The following is a 24,471-nucleotide window of genomic DNA, read 5'->3' on the forward strand; positions in this document are numbered from 1 at the left end:
GTTTACTCTTGAACTTCTGTTGATGGCTCCCCAAAGGAGCTTGCTGTATTTTGTTTTCTGCTTGTTTTAAGGAAAACAGCCCTAAAACAGTCCCTCTCTCCTACTTGGTCACTCTGAACCAATCGTAATCGGCGTAGCCGGAGTCGTTGGTTTTGTCATCGCGGATGGCGAACAGCCCCACCTTTGCACCTATCCATTTGCCGGGAACGGCGGTGAACGGCGTGCCTGCGTTTTTGAAGTTCTGGCCGTCCTCTGAGTAGCTGAACTGGCATTTTGCGCCCTTGCTCACCTGCACCCGGAACTGCACCTCGTTTCCAGTCAGTTTCCCCAGGATCTGCTCTTTTTCAGGGGAGCCTTTGTCGGCTTTGAGGGCGGTATTGTAGGTCAGGTACATCCCTTCCTTCTTGTTCACCACCGATACGTAGCCGTAATCCATGCCCATCACCACCAGGCCGGTGCGTTCGTTCTGCAGCTTGGGGTTGGGTGTAAATTTTAGTTTGGTGGTTACGGTGAAGTTCTCCGCGGGAAATTTCTGGAGCAGCAGGTTGGGAACGTCCCAGAGGTTCTTGCCGCCTTCGGGCATTTGGTCGGTGAAGAGGCGCAGGTGGCCTTTGTTCGAGGCGAAAGCCCAGGTGGCCTTGGGGTTGGCGTGCCACTGCCACTGCAAGCCCAGCAGGTGACTGTCAAACTCGTCCGATTCCGCGGGTGTCACGATGGGGTAGGTTTTGCCCACGTTCGGTTTTTTGTAGGTCAAGACGGGCTGGCCTTTGCCGTCGCCGTCCGGGTCCTCGCCTATTACGGGCCAGTCATTCACCCACTTCATAGGCTGCAGGTGCACCACGCGGCCGTACGCTTCCTTGTCCTGGAAATGGAAGAACCAATCCTCGCCGTTCTTGGTGTCTACCCAGGCGCCCTGGTGCGGACCGTTGATGGGCGTCTTGCCCTGGTCCATGACTATTTTCTCCTCGTAGGGGCCGTACACGTTCCTGGACCGAAGCACCAGTTGCCAGCCCGTGGCCACGCCGCCGGCCGGCGCCATAATGTAGTAGTAGCCGTTACGCTTGTAGAACTTAGGGCCTTCCACGGTGGGGTGCGCATCATGTCCATCGAAGACCATCACGCCCTCGTCCAGTACCTTGGTTCCCTCGGGGTTCATGCGGTTTACGGTGAGCATGCTCTTCACGCCCGCCCGGCTCCCCGCCCAGCCATGCACCAGGTAAGCATTGCCGTTCTCGTCCCACAGCGGGCAGGAATCGATCAGGCCTTTTCCTTCCATCACCAACACAGGAGCCTCCCAGCGGCCAGCCGGGTTCCTTGTTTTCACCATGTAAATCCCGAAATCAGGGTCCCCCCAGTAGATGTAGAACTCGCCTTTGTGGTGCCGGATGGACGGGGCCCACACGCCGTTTCCGTGCTGCGGCTTGGCGAAGTGCTGGTACGGCGGCAAACGGTCAATGGCGTACCCAATGATCTGCCAGTTCACCAGGTCCTTGGAATGCAGGATCTGCAGCCCGGGAATGGAGCTGAAGCTGGACGAGGTCATGTAGTAGTCATCGCCCACGCGCACCACATCGGGGTCAGAGTAGTCAGCGTCCAGGACCGGGTTCTGGAAGGTGCCGTCGCCTTTGTCTGAGACCCACACCTTGGAGACATAACCGGCCGGAGCCGCCATGCTGCCACCCGAGGCACTGGTGTTGGAAACCGATAAGGAGGTACGCGTCTTTTCGCTCTGGCAAGCGCCCAACAGGATAAGTAAACTGAGGGCTAGCTGTTTTTTAGGGGACATCTGCTTACGTTTTAAGTACCGCAAGGTACAGCTTGACTAATTTCTTAAAAGCGTGACACACTTGGTTCCAATTCAGGTTACTTCCAAGACATCTGAACAGGCCATCGCTTTTACCGCTTATTTTACTGAGGATGAAAGTTGACTAGTCTAATCCGTTCTAGGGCCGATTTCTTCAGAAAAGTCCCAAAACGTTTATACAATCGTTTGCACCTAAGTACCCTTCAAAATCGCCTTCATCCCTGCCTCAGTATGCAGGTGCTTCCTCACCTATTTATTAGCGGTGATCAGTTGCCCGGGAGTCCAGTCACCGAAAATGTTTTTTAGGGTGTACTGCTGCGCCTCCTGCTCCGTTAGTTGCTTGGACCATTGCAGGCGATCAGCTTTATTAGCGCCCGGGCCGGTGGAGTTGTACTCAGCGTAGAGCACCTGTTTCTCGGCCTCGGGTTTGCTCCAGTTGTGCCAACCTTCTGGCTTGATGTGCTTGCCTAAATACGAATTAATGAACACGGTCTTGGCGAACGGTCTCCAAGGACGACCCAGGTAGTAGGACTTCTCCGGGGCATCGCCGGTGAGGCGGCAGTTCAGGAACACGAAACCGTACGGAGCGCCTTCCAGCGTAGAAGCCGCCGTCACGAAGTTTCCGCCTTTTTTGGAGAAAATCTCGCAGTTCTCAAACACGGCTGTGGACCACCCGAAGATAAAGTCTGTGGTGCCCTCAATGTAGCAGTTCTTGTAGTACTGGCGACTTTTCTCGCCGTGTGGATAGAGCGTGTCCTGAAAACCCAGAAAGCGGCAGTTCTGGAACATGACTTTGTCGCCGTCCACGCGTACGGCCACGGCCTGCCCCACCGGCCCCGAGGAGTTTTCAAAGGTGATGTTCTCGGCGGTGAAATCATCGCCATACACAAAGAAGCTGGTGGAACCAGTGGTGCCCATCTCCTCGCCAAAGCGGTTTTTCTTGGAGGCGTAATCGTCAAAGGTGAGGATGGTTTTCTTCACGTCCTCACCAATCATGCGCACCGCAATTTTGGTGCTGGGCAACGTCAGTTTCTCTTTGTAGATGCCGTTCTTAATGTAAATGGTGGTGACGTTCTTCCGGAAATCGGGCACGGCGTTGATGGCTTCCTGCACCGTCTTGAAGGTGCCGCTGCCGTCTTTGGCTACCACAAAGTCATACTTCTGTGCATGCGTAACAAGGGCGCAGCACAGGAAAACGAGCAACAGAAAAGGTTTTCTCAGGTTCATGCGAATGTCTATTTAAGGGCAGAGGCTTTGCCCATTTCTTCAAACTCCAGCGAGGCCATGATGAACGGCGACACGGCTTTGGGATCATTGTCGCGTTTCTGCTCGTTGATGTAATATTCGTAGGTTCCGTCCCGGTACGGGGTTCCGCCCAGACCGGCCACGGCGCACACCTCGGTGATGCTGATGGTGCCGTCTTCGTTCTTTTTGATCAGGTTCTCCAACAGACCGTTATAGCCTTGGCGGGCATCCTCCATGTACTTCTGATCAATGTAGCCTTTTTTGGTGGCCTTCACCAGAAAGTACGTGAACATGCTGGACACCGAGGCCTCGCGGTAGTTTCCTTCGCGGCCGCCCTGGTCTACCACTTGCCACCACAGACCGGTTTTAGGGTCCTGGTACTGAGCAATGGCCTGCGCCATCTTTTTGGTCACGCGCAACACCTCGCCGCGCTGCGGATGGTTCTGCGGCAGGTAATCCAGCGCGTCCACCAAAGCCATCGACAACCAGCCCATGGCGCGGCCCCATACGTTCGGTGACAAACCGGTCACCGGATCGGCCCATTTCTGCTCGCGTTTCTCGTCCCAGGCGTGGTAGAACAAGCCTTTCTTTTCGTCCCAGGTGTGTTTGTCAATCAGGATAATCTGCTTCGCCACGTCATCGTACAGAGCCGGTTCGTTGAATTCGGTGGCGTATTGAGCCAGAAACGGCGTGGCCATGTAAAGCCCGTCCAGCCACATTTGGTGCGGGTAAATCTTTTTGTGCCAGAAACCGCCCTCAGAGGTTCTGGGGTGCGTTCGCATCTGATCTCGCAGTTCGTCAATGGCGATTTTGTATTTCTGCTGACCAGTTTCCTTGTACAATGCGATCAGGAACTTACCAGGGTTCACGCGGTCAATGTTGTAGTCGGTTTTCTTATAGGTTTTAATCTGGCCGTTATCGGTGATCATGGTATCAGCGAAGGCCTTGATGTAAGTGAAGTACTTCTGATCGCCGGTGCGCTTCCAGACCCGCTCCAGCGCGCTCGCAAAAAGCCCCTGCGTGTAGTCCCACTTCGGCTCCGGCCGGAAATCGATCATCCAGCCCTGCGGACTCCGCTTCATCTCAGAATCAGCCATCCAAACGGAGTAAGGTTTGCCGCTGGGAGAAGCAGCGGGCACGGCGCTGGACGAGGCAGTCTCGCCGGACCGGCAGGCCATGGTCAAGGCGGACAAAGCGATGAGGGCGTATTGGGCAAGTTTCATTGGTGATGCAGGCTTAAGCGTGTAGGAGGTGTTTTTAAGGCAGATTTTAGGAAAACGAGGCGAAAACTCATTTCGTGGGGTTCCATTTGTCATCCCCGGCCAGGACCAGTTCGGGCTTATATTTTTTGGCTTCTTTTCTGGAAAGTTGCTTAGACCAGGCTACACGTTTCTCAGTAGCCGCTCCTGGACCGGTGGATCTGTACTCGGCGTACAGGGCGGTTTTCTCGGCATCGGGTTTGTTCCAGTTGTGCCACCCCTCGGGCAGAATGTGCGTTCCCAGTTCTGAATTGAGGAACACAGTCTGGGCATACGGACGCCAGGGTCGGCCCAGGTACACTTTGGTGGCTTCAGGGGAAGCAGTGGTAATTTTGCAGTTCAGGAACACGAAGCCGTAGGGCTGGTTCTGCGGCGTGGAGGCGGCGGTGATGTAGGAGTTTTTTTTGCAGTGGATGGTGCAGTTCTCAAAAACCGCCGTGGCCGGCCCGAAGATGAAATCGGTGGTGCCTTCAATATAGCAGTTCACGTAGTATTGGCGGCTGTTGTCTACCCCGGCGTACAGGGTGTCTTGGTCGCCTAGAATGCGGCAGTTTTTGAACACGCAGCGGTCGGCCTCCACGTGCAGCGCCACCGCCTGCCCTACCGGACCGGCATCGTTCTGGAAGGTCAGGTTTTCGGCCTGGAATTCGTTTCCCTGCACCAAAACGGTGTAGGAAGTGAACGTATTGATCTTGCCTTTGCCCGAGTAATCGTTCCAGACGATGATGGTTTTGTCGCGGTCCTCGCCGATGAATGAAATGCGGGTTTTCCAGGAAGAGACCACCAGTTTCTCGCGGTAAGTGCCGTTCTTGATGTGAATCTCGATGCGGTCATTGGGGAACGCCGGAATGGCATCCAAGGCCCCCTGGATGGTGGTGTGATCGCCGCTGCCGTCCTGGGCCACCACAATCCGCTTTTGCTGCGCCTTCACGGAAAACACCGCTAAAACGCACATCAGGAGAATACCGAACCACTTTTTCATAACAAAACTATTTAACGAGGCTGTTTAAGTACACTTCCAGGTTGGTGTATTGCTTGTTGAGGGTGTGCGTCACGGCATCGGCGGCGTTGCTGCTGTCCAGTTTCTGGGTGCGCTCCCAGGCATCGGGCATGCCGTCCTGGTCTTTGTCCTCGGGCGTGACGGCTGATTTCAGTTGCGGGAAACCGCCCACGTCTTTCTGCGAGTCAATGATACCGTTTTTGTTTTTACCGCTGGCAGATTTTCCGCTGCGTACATCAGCCACGATGCGAGTATCCACGGCATCGCGTTTGAAGCTGGCGCCGGCATTGGCGAGCACCGCCTCATAAGCCGCCTGCGCGGGTTGCACTGAGATGTTGAGGGCCTGAAAAGGTGTTGAAGCTTTGGTAGAGTCTGGGTGGTCTGCTTGCACGCCGCCGGCCCAATTGTCTTTGGAGATCTGCGGAAAGCCTTCCACGTGGTTTCCGTTCACGTAGAACTTGCCGTAAGGCTGCGACGGATTCACGATGCGGTCTTTCTTGGAGGAAGGCGTAGCGGGTCCGGCTTTAAAGTAATTGTTCACCAGATTGTAGCGGCCTTTCTCGCCCCCGTAGATGCTGTTCTCGCCCCAGTTGTAAATCACGTTATTGGTGAAATCCACCAGTTCCTCCGGGGAGTTGGGTGTGGTCTTGGAACCGGAGAAACGTGGGTTGCGGCTATTGTTGCTGGAAATGAGGTTATGGTGGAAAGAAGCGCCCTCGCCGCCCCAGATGCCGCCGTAGCCGTGGTTTCCCTTCTCGTGCACCGAGTGGTTCAGGGCTTCCGCGATGATGCTCCACTGCAGCGTAAAGTTCTTGTTCCGGTAAAAAGAGGCGCACTCATCGGTGGCCCAGCTCATAGAGCAATGGTCTATGATGATGTTGCTGGCCCGGCTGTTGGCACCAAACGCATCGGCTTGCTGAGCTTTCTCATCCCCTAGCCTGAACCGCAGGTAGCGTACGATCACGTTATCGGCTTTGATGCTGACCTGGTAGTTTTTCAGGGTAATTCCTTCGCCCGGGGCGGATTGGCCGGCAATAGTCAGATCACCGTTGTTGATGTCCAGCGAAGACTGCAGTTCAATGTTCCCCGATACCGCAAATACAATAGTACGAGGCCCTTTCTTGCGGATGGCCTCGCGCAAACTGCCCGGACCAGAGTCATTTAGGTTTGAAACAATCAGCACCTGGCCGCCGCGTCCGCCCGTGGTAAACTTGCCAAATCCTTCAGCCCCAGGGAACGCCAAAACTTGAGCGGACTCATCCAGGGATGAACCTGCAGCGGAATGATTTTCAGCCTGTGCTGCAGGTACGGATGTCATTTTCTGCGCGCATCCTGATAAGAGGACGGCCTGGAATACTAAGCCAAGACAGGTACCTTTCACTATGTTATTTCTGTTTTTCATGTACTTCTTATTACTTCTATCTTCCCCGCGTTCCGTCCAGATTTGCTTTAGATGTTTGTTCTTAAATCCCTAAGCTTTTATTCTTTTTTCAGGCTTGTTTTCAGAAACAGAGCCAAAAGCAGGTCTACTTAGACACTTTCACCTTCACCGGATGAGCCAGTTCTTCGGCGGTTCTCGTGATGTATTGGCGGAACTGCTCTTCGGTTTTGATGCCGTTGGGTTCCAGTTCCCAGGCCGCCAGGAAGTAATAGTTGGCCTGTCCGTTGGATGGTTTCAGCTGTACCACGTGGCTCAAAGGATCATCTGAAAAGGTGATGAAATCCTGCGGATTGAACAGCACCGCAATCCCGATATTGTCTGGCGGGGTGTTCAGGGTTTGCTTGCCATAAGTGAACATGTAGCCGTAGCGCTTTCCGGCTTCGCCTTTATCGCTCACCAACGGGGCGGATTTGTCTTTGATGAGACCAGTAGCAATGTTCTGCGGGTTTCCGCCTTCCAACCTTAATTGATGGTGCGTCATCCTGGTGCCGCCGTGGATGCTCAGTTGCGAATGCACATTCAGTTTGTGCCCCGCCACCAGCCAGCCGTAATAATCGGTGAGGATGGAAGAGTACACCGGACCGTTCTGGGTGATCTTGCTGTAAGTGCTGTCGGTTTTCTCCACACGGACGGCTTTGCCGTTGTCATACATGGCTAGTGTTCCTACGCCCAGCGCCTTGCCTACTTTCAAAACGTCCATGCCCCAGGGCTGTTGGTTGTGGTAGGAATCATACCCGTCCAGGCCCGCTTTCTGCAGCACCATCTCCGGGGTTTTCTTCCCGAACACATCCACGGCGTTGCGCCAGTCCAGGTAAAAGCGGTAACCCACTTTGTCTGATTCCCAACCCGGGCCTTCGTAACGGAGGTAGTAGGAATGGTCAGTCAGTTCGCTGGGTACGCGCAGTGAGTCTATGTTCTGGAAATCGCCGCCAATGTATTTCCGGTTTTCCCAACGGCCGCCTACTTTCTTAGACAATTCGGCTTGGGTGCGTTTGGGATAGGTGCGTAGGTTCGTTCCCTCCGGGTTGTAGCTCACCGTCAGTTTTCTAGTTTCACCGGCACCCATTTGGTCCAGCACCAAAGCGATTCCTTTGTTATGGGCATCTTTGCCGTTGTACTGACTGGGGATTTCGGTGGAGCCATCTGTCACTATGAACGCATTCCTGTTAAAACCCGCGCCTTTTTTAGGCAGGTCCTCTTCTTTAATCACCACCAGCACACTTTCCCGCTCCCGGTTTAATGGATTAGAAACCTGTACCGTGAACGATTGCGAGAATTCAGAGGAAGCCACTCTTTGGCTGGAGGAGCAGGCTAGGTTAAAAAGGAGCGCCAAACCTACAGCTCCGTTTTTCCAGGTAAGATACTTTTTGATCATAGTTAAGGGGGTAAGAAGGATGCGTAAGACTGCTGATAAGCTACAAAAAAGCAGAATGTGGACAGAAACCCAGGATAAAAGGGTTTGCGGGTGGTTTTATGAAAATGGGCTTAAAACGGAACAAGTGAGACCAAGGAGTTCCAAGATCCCACCTGTTCTGTTTCTTATTTCACCCATCTAGGATCTCCTATCGGACCACCGGTGGTGCTGGCGGTCTTCAATTCAGAATCGGCGGGAACTTCAAACGTGTTAGCCGTCCAGTTAGAGAGCACAATGGTTTTGTTCGCCGTTGGAGTAGCGTTAGCCGGGAAGGTTAGGTCTAGCGCTGGTGTTGCTCCGTTGGTGAGATTGAACATGTTGTTGTTCCTGATCACAATAGAAGAACCGGCTCCATTTGCCCGGAAAGCAGCATTCCCGATCAACTGCCCGGTTAACGGCGCGTTACCGATGATGCTGTTCTGCAGCGTAAAGTTCACCGGATTAGTATTGCCGTCAAACAACAGGTAGTTTCTGTTTGCGCCCCCACCTCCAAAGTTGCCGATGGTGCAGTTGGTGATCAGGATGGTAGGCTTGACAGGAACCTCGGTCCCGGCCGCCATAAAGGTCCGCCCGAAGCCATAGAAGGTAGAATTCTCCAGTGTTAGTGTTTCAAATTGCAGCTTAGGCAAGGTGAAGAACACATACGTGGTTCCAAGGGAAGTCAGGCCGGCAATGGTGTTCTTCACCGCAATGGAAGTAATTTTGTGGTCAGCGGCATTGGCTCCTCTGTCAGCCCTGATAAAGCAGTTCGCCATGTTGCGCACAATGCAGTCTTCTACCAGAATGTCTGTGAAAGTTGCAGCTGCGTCGTTTTTTGTAGTAGAGCCTACCAGGTTCAGGAAGTAGGCAGCGTTGGCGGCGGTTCCGTCAAATTCAATTCCTTTCAGCTTAACGCCGGCCCCGGTTCCTTCCAGCACCACTTCTTTGAAATTGACCCGGGTATTGGACGGGTTGCCCGAGGTTGACTGAAGGGTGATGGTTTTACCAGTTACCAAAATGTTTCCGCCCTGCGCATTGTACACCCCAGGCTCTAAGCCTATGACTTCGCCGTTAGCGGCGCTGGCTACCGTAGCTAACAGATCATCCGCTGGCGTGATGGTCAAGGTGAAGATGCTGGGCTCTTTAGTGGCAAAGTTGGTGATCCCCTTGCTCATGGTCCCGGCAAAGATTTCTGCGGTGTACAAGGTGCTGGCCTTTAGGTTAGAAAGGGTAATGGAGTTTGCCGCCACGTTTTCTGGAGTCAAGGTGATTTCAACCGGGGTTCCGGTGGCTGGGGTCAGCACTATCCTGGTTACCCCTGCGGTGGGGCGCCATCTCAAAATAGCTGTTTTGTCTTTTATTTCAGAGGCCAAAGGAGCGTTGAAGATTTGCTCCCCTCTTATCCTGAAACGAGATCCCACCAACCACTTTGATTCTCCGGCCGAATTCTCCCGGGCATTGGTTTTTACCCGGGCAAAGTAGTCCTGCTTTATTTCCAGTTGCTGATCGGTGAAGGTGATGGCGGTGGTATCTGTCTGCGCCGTTAAAATCACAGGCGTTTGAAAGAGGGTATCTTTGGCCACTTCCACGGTATAGGTTACTGATCCCGCGGGGGTGTTGGCCGGGGTTTTCCAAGTAAGTTTCACCGTGGTCTCCCCGCTAGCAGCGGCAATCTCCCCGCCGGGCTGGAACATCCGCATGGGGGCCAGATCCTCTTCCTCGTCTTTACAGGAAACGAACCCTACTACCATCAGAGCAAACGCCGGATACAGTAATTTGAAAAGCTTTGAGCGCATGTTTTTCATGTCTTTTTATGATTTTGAATCAAAAGCGTTGATTAATGACCGTAATCCTGGGTTAACCTGAAGTTGGAGTTAAGGGCCGCGGTTGGGATAGGGAATACTTCTGATTTGCCCGGCGTGTACTGGCTGGCGAACATTCTGGTAGCCCCGGTCACATGTTCCTGCGTAATAGCTGCTCTCCAGTTGATTCTTTGGTAACCCGACCCCTCTGGCGCAGTGGTGGTAGGACTTGGCTGGTACATCACCTGGTTCACACTGCCTCTGATTGCTCTTCCGTTAGCGTCCAGGCCGGCGATGAGGTCGAAGTCCGCCATCTCTGCCTGAGCGGTTGCGGTTCTGCCGATCAGCACATTGGGTTTGAAGAACACGTACTGGGGAACATTGGCGTAACGGCCCTCACCACGCATCATCTGCCCAAACTTCGCCCTTGTCTCGGCGATGGTGGAGGCCAGAAGATTCCAGCGAATCAGGTCATACTTGCGGACGCCCTCGCCGCCAAACTCCAGCAATCTTTCTTTGACAATGGCCTTAAAGAACTCCGGCTTGGTGGTGGGGGTGGTGCCCATGCGGGTTTCCAAATCATCAAAGAAGGCTCTTTTTCTTACAGCCTCATAAGCGGCAATAGCTTCTGGGGTGGTGCCGTTTAGTTCGTTTTCGGCTTCGGCAAACATCAGAAGAATATCGGCATACCGGATAAGCGGCCAGTTGATTCCCAAGGTCTGGTTGGTGCCGGCAATGTTAGTCCAGTACTTTCTGAACTTGCCTTCGCGCATCACTAGCGGAGTGGTGAGAGTTTTGTTGTTGTTTGCTTCCACGGCCAGGTAGGCAATGGTTACATCTCTTCTGGAATCACCAATGGAGTCAAATTCATAGAAGTACGTAGGCACCGCTTCAATCAGGCCGTTGGCTTGGCCGTAGGTGGTGTTCCCGCCGTTGATTCTGGGCCCATTTCCAAAACCAAGCTTCGTATCGGTTCTGGCGTTACCGCCAAAGGCGCCAATTTCCCAGATCAACTCATTGGTTGGGTCTTGTCTGGAAACGCCATGCAGGGTTCGGAAAACGTTCTCGTAGTTCGGGTTCAAGCCGTTCTCGCCTCGTTGCATGATGTCAAGGCACTCTTTGCGGGCGATGGTGTAGTATTCCAGGTAGTTGCTTCTGCGCTCCATCTGGCGTGATTCTCTGCGCAAGGCGTACCCTCCTCTGGCCAAGGCGATTCTTGCGCGCAGGCCTTTCACCGCAGCCTTGGTCACCCGCGTGGTAGGGTCCCCTGACTCAGATCTCCAGGGCACCAATTCGGCGGCCTGCTCCAGGTCTTTCAACAAACGGTCATAGATTTCATCCTGGTTTGTCTTGCCAATAAAGAGATCGGGGATATCTGAAGAAGGTTCAAACTGAGCCGGCACATCTCCCCAGTTACGAATGATCTCGTGGTAAAACTGGGCTCTTAAGGTAAGCGCCTCTCCCAGGAACTTCCGCATGGTGGCCTGCTCGGCGGCAGAACCGTTGTTGTACACATCAGACAACGGAATGTTCTTTATACAGATATTGGCCCGCTCAATGCCCCGGTACAATTGGTTGAAGGGACGTTCAATCTCCGTATTACCTGCTGCAACCCCGTAATGGGCTACCCCGGTGCGGTTCTGGGGGTTGTGGTCCCCCCCTACCCTGAAGTCATCGGCGGCATTGGGGAAGATGGTGGAAATGCGGCTGCCGTACCCGTCGTCTCCGGGCAGCATGTTGTACACCCCGGCAATAGCGGTGTTTGTAAAAGAAATGCTGGAAAAAACGGCCTCGGGCGCTAAAATTGAATCGTTCTCAATGGTCACGAAATCTTCACAGGCCGAGAAAGTAAGGAAGCCTCCTAGTGCGGCTGAAAACAGCAGGGACTTTATATAGGTCTTTTTCATCTCTTAATCTTTAGGAAATTAGAAGGTAACATTCACACCACCCAGGACAAATCTGCTGCGCGGATAGGCGGCATAGTCTACGCCTGGGGTTAGGGCATTTCTTCTGGTGTTGGCCTCTGGGTCATACCCTGAGTAGCCGGTGATGGTAACCAGGTTGTTCACGGTGGCGTACACTCTGAACTTAGAAATCACGCGGGTTCTTTTCAGCAGGGCCTCTGGCAGAGAGTAGCCAATGGTCAGGTTAGAGATTCTCAGGAAAGAGCCGTCTTCAATCCCGAAAGAGTGCAGGAAGTATTGGCCACGGCCCGGCGTCCAGTACTTGGTGTTTTTGTTCATCTCCGTTAATTGCTCTGGGTTAGTTACCAGGGCACCGTTGGCGTCATACCATTTCCAACGGTCGTTCATGAGCGTCAACATGTTATTGTCTTTGTACTCATACAGGGTGGTAAACTCCAGGCGGTTGGCATTGTACACTTTGGCCCCATAAGAGAAGTTGATAAACAAGCTTAAGTCAAAGCCTTTGTAGGTTACCTGCTGGTTTAATCCCCCGAAGAACTTAGGTTGGTTGTTCCCCAGTACTGTTCTGTCATCATTGCCAATCATGTAGGACCCGTTGTCTGGGGTCAGATCCTTCAACTTTAGGTCACCTGGTTGGGGCACACGGTTACCCAAGGCCACGTTCTGGCTGTTGGCTATGCCTTCCTTTAAAACATAGGTCCAGGTGTTGTTGGCTTGGTTGAAAGTGGCGGTGAAATCATCCAGGGTGTAGTAGCCATCAGTGACATAGCCATAGAACTGACCTACTGGTTTACCCACTTCCACCAGGAAATCCTGATAAGTGTTGGTGATCCAACCGGAAGAAACGGTGTAGGATTTCAGAGGCTGGCCCTGAGTGTCGGTTCCCAGGCTGACGATTCTGTTTTTCTGGTGGGTCACATTGAAATTAGCGGTCCAGCTTAGGTCGCCTTTGTCGGCCAATACTCCGTCTAATTGTAGCTCAACCCCTTTGTTTCTGGTTTTGCCTACGTTTTGGAGCTGGAAAGTGTACCCGCTGGTGGTAGGAATCTGGGCATTCAGCAAAAGGTCATTGGTGGCATTGTCATAGAAGTCAATGCTACCGTTCAGTCGGCTGTTCCACAAGGAGAAATCAAGGGCTAAGTTCTTGGAGATGGTGGTTTCCCATTTCAGGTTAGGGTTTGCCAGAACGTTGGCCACTAAACCTGGGGTTACCGCCTCGGTAAAAGCGTAGCCATCATTGGTAGTGGACTCAAACACAGTTCTCCACTGATCTGGTCCAATGCGGTTGTTCCCCACGGCACCGTAGCCAAAACGCACCTTCAGGTCATTCAACCAGTCTTTGGTACCTTCCATGAAGAACTCATCGCCAATGTGCCAGGCCAGGGAAAACGTTGGGAAATACCCGGTTCTGTTCTTTGGCGCGAACAAAGAAGACTCGTCTCTTCTTAAAGCTACATTGGCTCTATACCGCTCTTTGTAGTTGTAGCCCACGCTCCCGAACAGAGAGAAAAGCGCTTCGGCAGACTCGCCGGTGGTGGAAGGGCTCTGGATCAACCCGGCCGGAGGCGTGGCCTTCTGGATACCGGCAAAAGCCTGTTCCGGCGTGATGTCGGTGGGCAACCATCTTACCTGTACGCCATTGGTTTTACTGTCTCTTTTCCAGATTTCCTGCCCTAACAAAGCAGTGATGTTGTGGTCTTCGCCAAATTTCTTTCTGTAGCTAAGGGTATTTGAGTTGGTGATAGAATATTGTTGTCCGCCGGACAGGTTCACTACGGGCTGGGCGTTGTTTTGCCGGGCCACCGGAGTTACCACTCCATTGAATTCCTCACGATTTCTATCGGTGCTGTTGATCCCGAAAACACTTTTGAAGGTCAGGTTCTTTAACAGGTCAAAACTGGCGTACCCGTTGAAGATAATATCGTTCCGGCGGTCATAGCGCAGTTCCTGGTTAGCCAGCAGAACAGGGCTAGTTAAGTTGGTGCGGTCAAAATCCAGAGGATTGAAGTCATCTACCTGGTCTTCAAAGCCCGGGGCGACAAATGGCATGTAACGTACCGAGTTTCTTAACCGGTTGGTGCTTTGCGTACCCGTGCTGGAGGTTCCTACCCCTTCAATTTCCTGGCGGCTGTAGCGGGTGGTAAAGCCTACTTTGAAACGGTCGTTTACGGAATGGTCAAACTTAAGGGAAGCCAGCGTCCGCACGTTGCCCGAATTCAGCATGATACCTTCCTCATCCACGTGGTTTAAAGTAAAGTTGAAAGAAGTGGCCTTAGTACCACCGGTTACGCCCACCACGTGGGTCTGGCTGAACGCCGCCCGCCCGAACACTTCTTCCTGCCAGTCTTTGGTGGGCATGTTTTTGTAGATGTCCAGGTCTTCAAACCGGCCGTACCGATCTCTGAAACCGTCACGGGTTTGCTGATCCTGGTTGTAGTTGTATACCTGGTATTGGTATTGCACAAAATCATACGGGTTCATCACGTCCAGCTTGTTCACAATCTGGCGCACCCCGGCAAACCCGTTGTAGGTTACCTGGGTAGGCATTTCCCGGCCGCCTTTGGTGGTAATCACAATTACCCCATTGGCCCCGCGGGCTCCGTAGATGGCTGTGGAGGCAGCATCTTTCAATACGTCAATGGACTGAATCTCCTGCGGAGACAGGAAGGATAAGGCATTCTCTACCTGAATTCCGTCTACTATATATAAAGGCTCATTGCTCTGGGTAATGGAGTTTCCGCCCCTTACCCGGATGGTGATCTCCGCACCGGGTTGCCCCTCTGAGGTGTTCACCTGAACACCGGCCAAACGCCCGGCCAATGCCTCGGCCGCGGTACTTACCGGAACATCCTGTATTTGCTTGGCACTTACGGAGGAAACAGCGCTGGTCAACTCTTTTCTTGTTGTGGGCATGTACCCAACCACCACTACTTCTTCTATGGACTTTGAATCTGGCACCAGTGCCACGTTGACAGTGGTTCTACCATTGATGGCTACTTCCTGCGGCTGAAACCCGATGTAGGAAAACACCAAAGTTCCGGTCCCACCAGGCACCGCAAGGGAGAAGTTTCCATCAATATCGGTCGCGTTGGCGGTGGTGGTTCCTTTCAGGAGCACCGTCACCCCGGGCAAGCCTTCCTTCTTCTCATCTGTTACTTTACCAGTGATGGTAACGGTCTGAGCCAAGGCACTGACTACCGTTGAGAAGAAAATTGTCAGCACCAAAAGGTACCTGCTCTTCTTAAGTAATGCTTGTCGCATAGGTAAAATTTAGGTTTTTAATAAAATGACAGGAAAAGAAAGCAAGGCAGCTGCAGAGCATTTAACTGCGCAACCGATTGCATATTTAACACTTATTACTTTCAAACCCAAAATAATCCTCCGTTTTTTTGACACTTTTCTAAATACATGCCTTAAAAACCCTTTGCTTTAACATTTTTTTATTATGTTAGCAGAGGAATGGTTTATCCATAAGACAGAAGCCAGAATATTTTTATTACCCAACATAGCTTAACCGATTGATAAATTCGTAATTTGCGCAAACGATTACACCTAGCACCCCTACTTTATGACTGTCCACCAATCCACCCGGCACGCCATACACCCTAACGATTTCAAGGGATATGACACCGCCAAACTGCGCGAACACTTCCTGATTGAGAATCTGTTTCAGGTAGATTCCATCCAACTAACTTATACCTTATATGACCGGTTGATTGTAGGAGGCGTGCATCCGGTAAACGGCCCGGCACGGCTGGACACCTTCCCTACCCTGCGGTCTGAGAATTTCTTGGACCGGCGGGAGATAGGGATCATCAACGTCTCTTCAGACAGCACCATCACGGTAGACGGCGAGGAGATTACGCTAAAGAACAAAGAGGCTTTATATATAGGCAAGGGCGTGCAGGAAGTCCTGTTCCATCCGGCCCCTAACGGTGCCGACACCCGCTTCTACTTTAACTCAGCCCCAGCCCACCACACCTACCCTACCAAGAAGGTGCAACTGAGCGAGGCCGAAACCGTGGAACTGGGCTCCCTGGAAACCGCCAACGCCCGCACCATCCGGAAGGTGTTGATCAACTCCGTAGTGGAGACCTGCCAACTGCAGATGGGCATCACCGAGCTGAAAACCGGCAGCGTCTGGAACACCATGCCGGCCCACACGCATGACCGGAGAATGGAAGCCTATTTCTATTTTGAGGTACCCGAGGACCAGACGGTTTGCCAATTTCTGGGCGAGCCGCAGGAAACCCGCCATATCTGGATGCAGAACCAACAGGCGGTGCTCTCCCCACCCTGGTCTATCCACTCTGGGGCCGGAACCTCCAACTATACCTTTATCTGGGGAATGGCCGGCGAGAACCTGGACTACAACGACATGGATAAAGTAGCCACCACCGAACTAAAATAGCCGTTTATGACCCATTTATTTGATTTAACCGGCAAAGTAGCTTTAGTAACCGGCGCCACCCACGGCCTGGGCATGGCCATGGCGACGGCTTTAGGCAAAGCAGGCGCCACCCTGGTGGTGAACGGCAATACCCCTGGGAAAATGGAACGCGCCCTGGAGCAATACCGCCAACAGGGGCTGAACGTGAAAGGCTATCTCTTTGATGTGACAAACGAGGAACTAGCCAAAGAGAACATCGCTCGCATTGACCAGGAGGTTGGCCCCATCGCTATCCTGGTGAACAACGCTGGCATGATTCAGCGGGTACCCGCCTTGGAAATGGAAGTAGCTGATTTCAGGAAAGTGCTGGACGTGGACCTTACCGGTCCGTTCATCATGTCCAAGACGGTGGGCAAATACATGGTAGAGCGCCGGGCCGGCAAGATCATCAACATCTGCTCCATGATGAGCGAGTTGGGCCGCGACACGGTTTCTGCCTACGCGGCGGCCAAAGGCGGCCTGAAGATGCTTACCAAAAACCTGGCCACCGAGTGGGCCCGGTACAACGTGCAGGTGAACGGCATCGGGCCGGGGTATTTTGCCACGGACCAGACTGCTCCCATCAGGGTAGACGGGCATCCGTTCAATGAGTTTATCATCCACCGTACCCCGGCCGGGCGCTGGGGAGACCCCGAGGATCTGGCCGGGGCCACCATTTTCCTGGCCAGCAAAGCCAGTGACTTTGTGAACGGGCAGATTGTATATGTAGACGGCGGCATTCTGGCCACCATCGGGAAACCAAGTAACGAGCAGTAACGCTTAGCGAAAGAAGGAAAAGTGTTGTAGATTTTGACCTACCTACATGGCGACAAATAAAATGGCCAATAAACCAAAGGTGACCATTCACCACATTGCGGAGAAATTGAATATCACCGCTTCCACCGTTTCTAGAGCGCTGAACGACAATCCCCGCATCAGCGAGGTGACCAAGAAAGCGGTATTGAAGGCGGCCAAACAGCTGAACTACCAGCCCAACAACATCGCCGCGGCCCTCCGGAACGGGAAAAGCTACATCATTGGCATCATCGTACCCACTGCTGATAGGGCGTTCTTCGCCTCGGTGGTGCGTGGGATTGAGGAGATCGCGAACAAGTTGAATTATAAGGTCATTATCTCACAGTCATATGACAATTACGAGAAAGAGGTGCAGACCATTGATGCGCTCCTAAGCGCCCGCGTGGACGGCATCATCGCCTCTATTGGCAAGAACACCGAGAACTTTGACCATTTCAAGCGCACCCAGGAGAAAGGAATCCCGCTGGTCTTGTTTGACCGCACCACCGATGCCCTGGAGGTAAGCCAGGTGATGATTGACGACTACCTGGGTGCTTACAAAGTAGTGGAGCACCTCATTCAGCAGGGATGCCGCCGCATTGCGCATTTCACCAGTCCCAAGAAAGTAAGCATTTTCAAGGAGCGTCTGCGCGGGTACATGGATGCCCTCAGCGACTACAATGTACCCTTTGATGAGGAACTGGTGGTGAAAAGCAACCTGCAACTGGAAGACGGCCGCTCCAGCATGGAAGAACTGCTCAAACTGAAAGAACTACCCGATGCGGTTTTCTCGGCTTCCGACTACGGTGCCATGGGTGCCATGCAGGTTTTGAAGGAGCGCAAAATCAAAGTGCCTCAGGAGATTGCCCTGGCGGGTTTCGGGAACGAGCCGTTCACCTCCTTTTCAGATCCGGCGCTCACCACCGTGGACCAGTTCAGTTTGACCATGGGCCGCATCACCGCCGAGCTGTTTTTCGAACACTTCAAAACCGGACCAGACCAGAAACTGGTGCCCCAGAAAACGGTGCTCAAACCGGAGCTCATCATCCGGGGATCTTCGCTGAAAGCGGCTTCGCTAAAAGGAGAAGTTTAAGCTAGAAGCTTTGATGGACACTTTAGGCACCTTTTCTTAGAAATACCCCAAAAATACCGGGACCGGTTCTCCTTCAGAAGGAAAGCCGCCCCCCCCCCCGGAAATATATCCAGGAAGCCCCTTTCCCTTCCTGCCTTACCAGGCCAAAACGGAGAGGAACTCGTTTCTCTCCTCATTAAATCCAAAAGCGCATGCAGCACCTCAACAGAACCACCGCCCAGATCACCCAAACAAGACCAACCAAAGTTGTACAGTTTGGAGAGGGTAACTTCCTCCGCGGTTTCGTGGATTGGATCATTGATATCCTGAACGAGAAAACCGACTTTGACGGTGGCGTGGAAATTGTTCAACCGCTGGACAAAGGCATCTATAAGTTGCTCAACCAGCAGGACGGCTTGTATCACCTGGTGCTGGAAGGAATCCAGGACGGGAAAACCGTGCAGGACACCCGGCTGATTACCTGCGTGAACCACTCGCTCAGCCCGTACGCCGATTATGAGGGGTATCTAAAATTGGGCGAGAACCCAGATTTGGAGTTCATCATTTCTAACACCACCGAGGCCGGCATCGCGTTTGAGCCTAATGATTTGACCTTCGAGACCACGCCTGGCTCCTTCCCGGGCAAACTGACCGCGCTGTTGTACCGCCGCTTCACGCATTTCGCCGGGGCCAAGGACAAAGCCTTGACCATTATCCCGTGCGAACTGATTGAGAAAAACGGCGAAAACCTGCGTACCACGGTGCTGCAGTTTGCGCAGCACTGGAACCTGCCCGCTGAGTTCGTTTCCTGGATTGAGAACGACACTATTTTCTGCAACACGCTGGTAGACCGCATCGTGCCGGGCTTCCCGAAGGACACCATTAAAGAGATACAGACGGAACTAGGCTTTGAAGACAACCTGGTGGTGAAAGCCGAGCCGTTCCACCTGTGGGTGATTGAAGCCCCGGAATCGGTGGCGAAGGCGTTCCCTACCGAGCAGGCCGATTTACAGGTGAAATTTGTGGACGATCTTACCCCGTACAGAACCCGCAAAGTACGTATCCTGAACGGCGCCCACACCGCGCTGGTACCAGTGGCGTATCTGCAAGGCCTACGTACCGTGCGCGAAGCTGTGGAAGACGAAAAAGCCGGCACGTTCATCAAAGAAGCCATTTTTGAGGAAATCATCCCCACGCTGGACCTTTCCGCTGAAGAACTGAACCAGTTTGCCAATGATGTGATCGAGCGTTTCCAGAACCCGTTCATCCGCCACGAGCTGCAATCCATTGCCCTCAACTCTGTGTCTAAATACAAGGTGCGCGTGCTGCCCTCGGTATTGGAATATCAGAAGCGCAGAGTCCAACTGCCGCAGCGTTTGCTGCACTCGCTGGCGGCCTTGATCCTGTTCTACAAAGGCGAATACAATGGTGAGCCAACTCCGGTGAACGATACCCCAGAGGTGCTGGACTTCTTCCAGGCTGCCTGGCAGAAAAACTCCACCGCCGAGACCGTGCAAGTAGTGCTTGCCAACCAGGAGTTCTGGGGCACCGACCTGACCCAGGTAGAAGGACTGGAGGCTTTGGTGAACCAGGAACTGAAAGCGCTGCAGCAACAAGAGCAGCTGAAAACTGTCTAAAACGCATCAGTTAGTACTCTTTTAACAAAAACAGACACCTATACAGGTGTTGGTGTCTGTTTTTGACCTATTTTAAGCAAATTACCCTGAAAATACCCAACTAGCCTCAGGGCAATCGGGCTATTTTCAGATCATTTACAGTATCCCAACGCTACGTTTATGTCATTTTTAGACGATAACTTCTTACTTCAGACTAAGACCGCCCAAACGCTGTACCATGAGCATGCCAAGAACATGCCCATCATTGACTATCATTGCCATCTGAACCCCGCCGATATTGCCAATGACCGGAAGTTCAAGAACCTGACCCAAATCTGGTTGGAGGGCGATCACTATAAATGGCGGGCCATGCGCACCAACGGCGTTCCTGAGCGTTTCTGCACCGGCAATGCCGATGATTTTGAGAAGTTTGAGCAGTGGGCCAAAACCGTTCCGCTTACCATGCGCAACCCGCTGTACCACTGGACGCACATGGAGCTGAAGCGCCCCTTTGGGATTGAGAAAGTTCTGAAGCCGGAGTCTGCCCGCGAGATCTATGATGCCGCCACCGAGATGCTGCAATCTGATGAGTTCAGCGTGCGCGGCATTCTGAAGAATATGAACGTGGTGACCATCTGCACCACCGATGATCCCGTCGATACCCTGGAGCACCACCAGAAAATAGCCGCTGATGATTTCGGGATCAAAGTATTGCCTACCTTCCGCCCGGATAAAGCGATGGCCATTGAAGATGCCGGTTACCTGGCGTATCTGGAGAAATTGGAGGCTGCCTCTGGAGTTTCCATCAGTAACTACCAAAGCCTGCTGGATGCCCTGAAACAACGCCACGACTTCTTCCACGCCCAGGGCGGACGTTTGTCTGACCACGGCCTGGAAACGATGTACGCCGAGGAATACACCGACCAGGAGATTGCCTCCATTTTTGAAAAAGCGCTGCAAAAACAGGCCTTGACCAAAGAAGAGGTACTGAAATTTAAGTCAGCCATGCTGGTGGAACTGGCTTTGATGGACCACGCCAAAGGCTGGACGCAGCAGTTTCACCTGGGCGCGCTGCGCAACAACAATACCCGCATGATGCGTGAACTGGGCCCGGATACTGGCTTCGATTCCATCGGTGATTTTGACGTGGCCCGTCCGTTAGCTAAATTCATGGACAAGCTGGACAACTCCAATCAGTTGGCCAAGACCATCCTCTACAACCTGAACCCGAGCCAGAACGAACTGTACGCTACCATGATTGGCAACTTCAACGACGGCAGCACACCCGGCAAGATCCAGTACGGATCAGCGTGGTGGTTCCTGGATCAAAAGCAAGGCATGGAGGCCCAGATGAACGCTTTGTCTAACATGGGTTTGCTGAGCCGCTTCGTGGGGATGTTGACCGATTCCCGCAGCTTTCTCTCCTACCCGCGCCACGAGTACTTCAGAAGAATCCTCTGCAACATGCTGGGCAACGACGTGGAAAACGGCGAACTGCCGGCCTCAGAACTGGAATGGATCGGGCAGATGGTAGAGAACATCTGCTACAACAACGCGAAAAACTACTTCAAATTCTAAGCTATGGCCAGCGGAAAAGTCTTATCGTTTGGGGAGCTGCTGCTCAGAATCTGTCCGGATGGACAAGGCCAATGGCTGCAGGAGAACCGGCTGCCGTTCTACGTGGGCGGCGCCGAACTGAACGTAGCCACGGCTTTGGCGCTGTGGGGCGTTCCTTCGGCCTACCTCACGGCTCTGCCCGAGAATTTCGTGTCTGAGCAGCTCATGGGCTATATGCAGGAGCGGCAGATCGATACCAGCCCCGTGTTGCTACAAGGCGACCGTGTGGGCCTTTATTACCTACCTAAGGGAAAAGACCTCAAAAACGCCGGCGTGATCTATGACCGCGCAGGCTCGGCGTACGCCGATCTGAAAACCGGGACCATCAACTGGGACCAGGTGTTTGAAGGCGTGAGCTGGTTCCATTTCAGCGCCATCTGCCCGGCCATCAACCAGAACGTTGCCGATGTCTGCGCCGAGGCGCTGCAAGCCGCCCGAAACCGCAACATCTTCGTTTCGCTGGACTTGAACTACCGCGCCAAGCTGTGGAAGTACGGCAAAGACCCGGTAAAGGTCATGCCATCGTTGGCTTCAGCCTGTGACCTGATCATGGGCAATGTGTGGGCCGCGAACAAGATGCTAGGCATGCCGCTGGAAGAGAAATTGGTGCAAGACACAGAGAAAGAGAAACTCTTGGAGCACGCCACCTTAACTTCAGAAGCGATTCTGAAGGAATTCCCCAAGTGCAAAATCGTAGCCAACACCTTCCGGTTCGATCATGGGCAACAGGGCATCCGCTACTTCACCACGCTCTACACCCAGGGCGAACTGCACGTGTCGCAGGAGTACGTGGTAGACAAGATCCTGGACAAAGTAGGCAGCGGCGACTGCTTCATGGCCGGGCTCATCTATGGCTTTTACCACCAGCTTTCGCCGCAGGAAACCCTGGAGTTTGCCACGGCGGCGGCCTTTAAGAAATTATTCATTGAAAGCGACGCTACCACCAGCACGGTAGCGGAGATTGAGGAAACCATTCAAGCGTATGCCAAATAAAGAAACGGCCCTGCAGGCCATCGTAAACCAGGGGCTTCTGCCGTTATTCTTCCACGAGGACCCGCAGTTGAGCCTGGACGTGGTGAAAGCCCTGTACCACGCAGGCGTGAGAACTTTGGAGTACACCAACCGCGGAGCCGCCGCGCTGGAAAACTTCACGTTTCTGAAAAAAGAGCTGAAAACGTACCAAGACCTGCACCTGGGCATCGGGACGATCAAAACCGTGCAACAAGCCAATGACTTCCTTAAAGCCGGTGCCGATTACGTGGTGGCCCCCATTGTGGACCCACAGGTTGGCAATCTGGTGCATGAGGCTGGTTTGCTATGGATCCCGGGATGCTTCACTCCTACCGAGATCCATGTGGCGCAGCAGGCGCAGGCAGCTTTGATCAAGATCTTCCCGGCCAACATTGTGGGTCCGGCGTTTGTGTCTTCCATCAAGGAGCTGTTCCCGGGGCAGTTGTTCATCCCTACGGGAGGCGTGGAAATGGAAGAGGAGAACTTCCGCACCTGGTTTAAAGCGGGCGTCTGTGCTGTGGGCATGGGCAGCAAACTCATCAGCAAAGACATACTGGCCCACCGGCAGTTTGACACATTACAGGATCTCACGGCACAAGCATTGGAATTAGCGCAGAAATGTAGAAAATAGTTAACCCCGCCCTTATGACCCAAACGAAACAATCAAAACCGATCACAATGACAAGCCAGGAAAAGATTGGCAAGTACCGGTGGACCATTTGCGGCCTACTCTTTTTCGCGACCACGGTCAATTACTTAGACCGTCAGGTATTGAGTTTGCTTCAGCCACTGCTGGCGGAGAAATTTGGCTGGTCCAACACCGATTACGCCAACATTGCGGCAGTTTTCCAGTTCACCTACGCCATCTCCATGCTCTTCGCGGGCCGGATTATTGACCGCTTGGGCACCAAAAAAGGGTATGCATGGGCGTTGGTGATCTGGTCTTTGGCGGCTATCCTGCACGCGTACGCCGAGCCTTTGGGCAGGGTAGTTAGCCCGGTTTTCACCGCGGTGGGCTTCACCGGAATTTCCGTTTCCGTTATTGGGTTCATGGTGGCCAGGGCTTTTCTCGGCTTCGGGGAATCTGGTAACTTTCCGGCGGCTATCAAAGCCACGGCCGAGTACTTCCCTAAGAAAGAGCGTTCGCTGGCAACTGGTATCTTCAACTCCGGCTCCAACGTGGGGGCCATTTTAGCACCGTTGACCGTTCCTTGGATTGCCTCGCATTTAGGTTGGGAGTACACTTTCTTCATCATCGGGGCGGTAGGCTTTTTGTGGCTTTTCTTCTGGTTTATCTTCTATGAAACCCCAGACAAGCAAAAAAGACTCTCCGCCGCCGAGCGCGACTATATCAGCAGCGACAGCGAGCCTGTTCTGGAACCGGATTCCCCAGCCTCGGCGGAGAAAGTGTCCTGGTTCAAGCTGTTAAGCTTTAAACAAACCTGGGCCTTCGCCTTCGGTAAGTTCCTGACGGACGGAGTTTGGTGGTTCTTCCTGTTCTGGCTGCCCGCCTACCTCAAAGCCCAGTACGGCTTGACCGGTACCCAGGTGATGCTTCCCTTGTCTGTACTGTACAGCATGACCATGATAGGTAGTATTGGCGGCGGTTGGTTCCCGATGTACTTCATCAACAAAGGCTATAACCCATACGAAGGCCGTATGCGGGCCATGTTTGTGATTGCGCTGTTCCCGCTGTTGGTTCTGGCTGCGCAACCGCTGGGCGGCATCAGCTACTGGTTCCCTGTAATACTCATCGGCATCGGCGCTTCGGCGCACCAGGCCTGGTCGGCGAACATCTTCACCACCGTTTCTGACATGTTTCCTAAGAAATCCGTGGCCTCAGTTACGGGTATCGGCGGGATGGCCGGTGGTATTGGCGGCGTGGTCGTGACCAAAGTGGGCGGTTACCTCTTTGACCATTATGAAGCGTTGGGCCGCGTGGAAACCGGTTATACCATCATGTTCGCGTTCTGCGCCCTGGCGTACTTGGTCGCCTGGAGCGTGATGAAATCGCTGGTTCCTAAAATGAAGCCTGTAGCTCTGTAAACTACTTGTCACATAT

The 24,471-nt window shown here is 53.2% G+C and carries 17 protein-coding genes; 8 read left to right on the plus strand and 9 right to left on the minus strand.

Annotated elements, in window-relative coordinates; genetic code table 11:
• Window positions 1-100: 100 nt before the first annotated feature.
• From ACW9SV_RS19950 to ACW9SV_RS19990, 9 genes are all read right to left on the minus strand, one after another.
• Entirely contained in the window at window positions 101-1,672 is a 1,572-nt protein-coding gene (locus tag ACW9SV_RS19950; RefSeq protein ID WP_479558802.1) for a glycoside hydrolase family 43 protein, read from the minus strand.
• 381 nt (window positions 1,673-2,053) lie between these two features.
• Complete coding sequence (locus ACW9SV_RS19955; protein ID WP_479558535.1) at window positions 2,054-3,031, minus strand: pectinesterase family protein; 978 nt, start codon at window positions 3,029-3,031, stop codon at window positions 2,054-2,056.
• 8 nt (window positions 3,032-3,039) lie between these two features.
• The gene (locus tag ACW9SV_RS19960) at window positions 3,040-4,272 is read right to left on the minus strand and encodes a glycoside hydrolase family 88/105 protein (protein ID WP_479558536.1); all 1,233 of its coding nucleotides are present in this window, start codon (window positions 4,270-4,272) and stop codon (window positions 3,040-3,042) included.
• A gap of 67 nt (window positions 4,273-4,339) precedes the next feature.
• Window positions 4,340-5,290, minus strand: a complete 951-nt coding sequence (locus tag ACW9SV_RS19965) for a pectinesterase family protein (protein WP_479558537.1) — start codon at window positions 5,288-5,290, stop codon at window positions 4,340-4,342.
• A 7-nt stretch (window positions 5,291-5,297) separates the two neighbouring features.
• Window positions 5,298-6,626 carry a pectate lyase family protein gene (locus ACW9SV_RS19970; protein ID WP_479558538.1) on the minus strand — a complete coding sequence of 443 codons (1,329 nt, stop codon included), beginning with the start codon at window positions 6,624-6,626 and terminating at the stop codon, window positions 5,298-5,300.
• A gap of 208 nt (window positions 6,627-6,834) precedes the next feature.
• Complete coding sequence (locus tag ACW9SV_RS19975) at window positions 6,835-8,124, minus strand: DUF4861 domain-containing protein (RefSeq protein WP_479558539.1); 1,290 nt, start codon at window positions 8,122-8,124, stop codon at window positions 6,835-6,837.
• A 164-nt stretch (window positions 8,125-8,288) separates the two neighbouring features.
• Window positions 8,289-9,938 (minus strand): hypothetical protein, encoded by a 1,650-nt coding sequence (locus ACW9SV_RS19980; RefSeq protein ID WP_479558540.1) that lies wholly within the window; start codon window positions 9,936-9,938, stop codon window positions 8,289-8,291.
• A 41-nt stretch (window positions 9,939-9,979) separates the two neighbouring features.
• Complete coding sequence (locus ACW9SV_RS19985; RefSeq protein WP_479558541.1) at window positions 9,980-11,851, minus strand: RagB/SusD family nutrient uptake outer membrane protein; 1,872 nt, start codon at window positions 11,849-11,851, stop codon at window positions 9,980-9,982.
• An 18-nt stretch (window positions 11,852-11,869) separates the two neighbouring features.
• Window positions 11,870-15,130 carry a SusC/RagA family TonB-linked outer membrane protein gene (locus ACW9SV_RS19990; RefSeq protein ID WP_479558542.1) on the minus strand — a complete coding sequence of 1,087 codons (3,261 nt, stop codon included), beginning with the start codon at window positions 15,128-15,130 and terminating at the stop codon, window positions 11,870-11,872.
• Window positions 15,131-15,437: 307 nt separating this feature from the next.
• On the opposite strand from ACW9SV_RS19990, the gene kduI reads away from it, so the two are divergent.
• The 8 genes from kduI (at window position 15,438) to ACW9SV_RS20030 (ending at window position 24,455) form a co-directional block, all read left to right on the plus strand.
• On the plus strand, window positions 15,438-16,280 hold the full coding sequence (kduI, locus tag ACW9SV_RS19995; RefSeq protein WP_479558543.1) for a 5-dehydro-4-deoxy-D-glucuronate isomerase: 843 nt from the start codon (window positions 15,438-15,440) through the stop codon (window positions 16,278-16,280).
• A 6-nt stretch (window positions 16,281-16,286) separates the two neighbouring features.
• Window positions 16,287-17,075 (plus strand): gluconate 5-dehydrogenase, encoded by a 789-nt coding sequence (locus ACW9SV_RS20000; RefSeq protein WP_479558544.1) that lies wholly within the window; start codon window positions 16,287-16,289, stop codon window positions 17,073-17,075.
• 61 nt (window positions 17,076-17,136) lie between these two features.
• Window positions 17,137-18,186, plus strand: a complete 1,050-nt coding sequence (locus ACW9SV_RS20005) for a LacI family DNA-binding transcriptional regulator (RefSeq protein ID WP_479558803.1) — start codon at window positions 17,137-17,139, stop codon at window positions 18,184-18,186.
• A gap of 191 nt (window positions 18,187-18,377) precedes the next feature.
• A complete protein-coding gene (locus ACW9SV_RS20010; protein ID WP_479558545.1) occupies window positions 18,378-19,802 on the plus strand; it encodes a tagaturonate reductase in 1,425 nt (474 codons plus the stop codon).
• A 159-nt stretch (window positions 19,803-19,961) separates the two neighbouring features.
• Window positions 19,962-21,359, plus strand: coding sequence for a glucuronate isomerase (gene uxaC / locus ACW9SV_RS20015; RefSeq protein WP_479558546.1), 1,398 nt, complete (start codon window positions 19,962-19,964; stop codon window positions 21,357-21,359).
• 3 nt (window positions 21,360-21,362) lie between these two features.
• Window positions 21,363-22,391, plus strand: coding sequence for a PfkB family carbohydrate kinase (locus ACW9SV_RS20020; RefSeq protein WP_479558547.1), 1,029 nt, complete (start codon window positions 21,363-21,365; stop codon window positions 22,389-22,391).
• A complete protein-coding gene (locus ACW9SV_RS20025) occupies window positions 22,381-23,040 on the plus strand; it encodes a bifunctional 4-hydroxy-2-oxoglutarate aldolase/2-dehydro-3-deoxy-phosphogluconate aldolase (protein ID WP_479558548.1) in 660 nt (219 codons plus the stop codon). Before ACW9SV_RS20020 ends, ACW9SV_RS20025 begins: the two co-directional genes overlap by 11 nt.
• A 14-nt stretch (window positions 23,041-23,054) precedes the next feature.
• Complete coding sequence (locus tag ACW9SV_RS20030; protein WP_479558549.1) at window positions 23,055-24,455, plus strand: MFS transporter; 1,401 nt, start codon at window positions 23,055-23,057, stop codon at window positions 24,453-24,455.
• Window positions 24,456-24,471: the final 16 nt, after the last annotated feature.

Source organism: Rufibacter sp. JT20002 (assembly GCF_056491185.1).

What these genes read in the sequence shown, in the direction of transcription:
- uxaC (WP_479558546.1), top strand. Translation starts at nt 19,962, where the DNA reads ATGTCATTTTTAGACGATAACTTCTTACTTCAGACTAAGACCGCCCAA.
- ACW9SV_RS20010 (WP_479558545.1), top strand. Translation starts at nt 18,378, where the DNA reads ATGCAGCACCTCAACAGAACCACCGCCCAGATCACCCAAACAAGACCA.
- ACW9SV_RS19955 (WP_479558535.1), bottom strand. Translation starts at nt 3,031, where the DNA reads ATGAACCTGAGAAAACCTTTTCTGTTGCTCGTTTTCCTGTGCTGCGCC.
- ACW9SV_RS20020 (WP_479558547.1), top strand. Translation starts at nt 21,363, where the DNA reads ATGGCCAGCGGAAAAGTCTTATCGTTTGGGGAGCTGCTGCTCAGAATC.
- ACW9SV_RS19965 (WP_479558537.1), bottom strand. Translation starts at nt 5,290, where the DNA reads ATGAAAAAGTGGTTCGGTATTCTCCTGATGTGCGTTTTAGCGGTGTTT.
- ACW9SV_RS20005 (WP_479558803.1), top strand. Translation starts at nt 17,137, where the DNA reads ATGGCCAATAAACCAAAGGTGACCATTCACCACATTGCGGAGAAATTG.
- ACW9SV_RS19975 (WP_479558539.1), bottom strand. Translation starts at nt 8,124, where the DNA reads ATGATCAAAAAGTATCTTACCTGGAAAAACGGAGCTGTAGGTTTGGCG.
- ACW9SV_RS19990 (WP_479558542.1), bottom strand. Translation starts at nt 15,130, where the DNA reads ATGCGACAAGCATTACTTAAGAAGAGCAGGTACCTTTTGGTGCTGACA.
- ACW9SV_RS19980 (WP_479558540.1), bottom strand. Translation starts at nt 9,938, where the DNA reads ATGCGCTCAAAGCTTTTCAAATTACTGTATCCGGCGTTTGCTCTGATG.
- ACW9SV_RS19970 (WP_479558538.1), bottom strand. Translation starts at nt 6,626, where the DNA reads ATGACATCCGTACCTGCAGCACAGGCTGAAAATCATTCCGCTGCAGGT.
- ACW9SV_RS19960 (WP_479558536.1), bottom strand. Translation starts at nt 4,272, where the DNA reads ATGAAACTTGCCCAATACGCCCTCATCGCTTTGTCCGCCTTGACCATG.
- ACW9SV_RS19950 (WP_479558802.1), bottom strand. Translation starts at nt 1,672, where the DNA reads ATGGCGGCTCCGGCCGGTTATGTCTCCAAGGTGTGGGTCTCAGACAAA.
- ACW9SV_RS20000 (WP_479558544.1), top strand. Translation starts at nt 16,287, where the DNA reads ATGACCCATTTATTTGATTTAACCGGCAAAGTAGCTTTAGTAACCGGC.
- ACW9SV_RS19985 (WP_479558541.1), bottom strand. Translation starts at nt 11,851, where the DNA reads ATGAAAAAGACCTATATAAAGTCCCTGCTGTTTTCAGCCGCACTAGGA.
- ACW9SV_RS20025 (WP_479558548.1), top strand. Translation starts at nt 22,381, where the DNA reads ATGCCAAATAAAGAAACGGCCCTGCAGGCCATCGTAAACCAGGGGCTT.
- kduI (WP_479558543.1), top strand. Translation starts at nt 15,438, where the DNA reads ATGACTGTCCACCAATCCACCCGGCACGCCATACACCCTAACGATTTC.
- ACW9SV_RS20030 (WP_479558549.1), top strand. Translation starts at nt 23,055, where the DNA reads ATGACCCAAACGAAACAATCAAAACCGATCACAATGACAAGCCAGGAA.